Below are 1,189 nucleotides of genomic sequence, written 5' to 3' on the forward strand. Positions count from 1 at the left end.
GCGGGGGCGTTCCGCCCCGCGCCGCCCCCCGGGGGCGCGGGGCGGGCCTCGTTGCCGGCGCGGCCGCCCGCCCCGCCGCCCTCCAGCCGCCCCACCCCGCCGCCCGCGCCGCGCCGGGCGAGGACCTCGACGAGGCTGACGGCCATCCGGGCGCCGTCGGCGATGGCGAACACGCCCGCGCACACCATCGCGGCGATCTCCCCGAAGCTCTGCCCGACGGCGAAGCCGGGCTGCACGCCCATCGCGCGCAGGGCGCGGTCGACGGCGACGGAGGAGGCGTAGCCGGCGAGCTGGGCGACGCCGGGGGCGCGGGCCGCGGCCCGGTACCCGGCGGGGTCCTCCAGCAGGATCGCGCGCAGCGAGGGCCAGCCGTCCGGCAGGCCCTCCTGGACGGCGTCCAGGACGTCGGCGGCGGCGCGCGCGGCGGCGGGACCGGAACGTGCCAAGGAGGGCAGGTCGGGGACGCCCGCCGAACCCGTCCCGGCGAACAGGAACGCGCAGACGTCATCGGGTTTGAGCTCCCCGGCGGGGTCGAAGGGGCCGTCCGGCTGGAAAGAGGTGTGGGACACGCGAGGTCTCCTTACCTGGAAGGAAGGCTCTCTTTTCTTTTCGGATAATGGCCGCTTATCGAGGAGTTATGGAACACAAATCCTGAAATGGGATTATTCACTCATGGAATCGGCCTGGCAACCATCGGTGCAACGGACGGACCGGAGATCGGTCTCCCGCCCGTGCCGGGCCCGGCCACGACCACCGGCCTCACCGCCGGTTGGGGGGAGCGACGCATGACCTGGAGCGACCAGCAGCCCGCGCACACCCGGTGGGCGATCCGCGGAACCGGCTCCTACCTGCCGGAACGGCGCGTCCCCAGCACCGAGGTGGCGCGCTCGCTCGGCCTGGACGAGGACTGGATCGAGCGGCGCACCGGCATCCGCAACCGGCACACCGCCGCGCCCGGGCAGGCCGCCTCCGACCTCGCCGCCGCCGCCGCGCGCGACGCCCTCGACGCGGCCGGGCTGCGGCCCGACGACCTCGGGCTGATCGTCCTCGGCACCTCCACCCCCGACGAGCTCGGTCCCTCCACCGCCTGCCGCGTGCAGGCGCTGCTCGGCGCCCGCGGGGCCGCCGCCCTCGTCGTCGCCGCCCCCCGCACCCGGGGCGTGTTGGGGGTGCAGGCCGCCCACGGCTG

The 1,189-nt window shown here is 76.2% G+C and carries 2 pseudogenes; one reads left to right on the forward strand and one right to left on the reverse strand.

The window, feature by feature from the left end:
- Positions 1-569, reverse strand: a pseudogene (locus ABZ914_RS51620) (hypothetical protein); the annotation flags it as partial.
- A gap of 216 nt (positions 570-785) precedes the next feature.
- Here ABZ914_RS51620 and ABZ914_RS51625 point away from each other — a divergent pair.
- Positions 786-1,189: pseudogene (locus ABZ914_RS51625) on the forward strand (3-oxoacyl-ACP synthase); the annotation flags it as partial.

It is taken from the genome of Spirillospora sp. NPDC046719 (assembly GCF_040645715.1).
GTDB lineage: Bacteria > Actinomycetota > Actinomycetes > Streptosporangiales > Streptosporangiaceae > Spirillospora.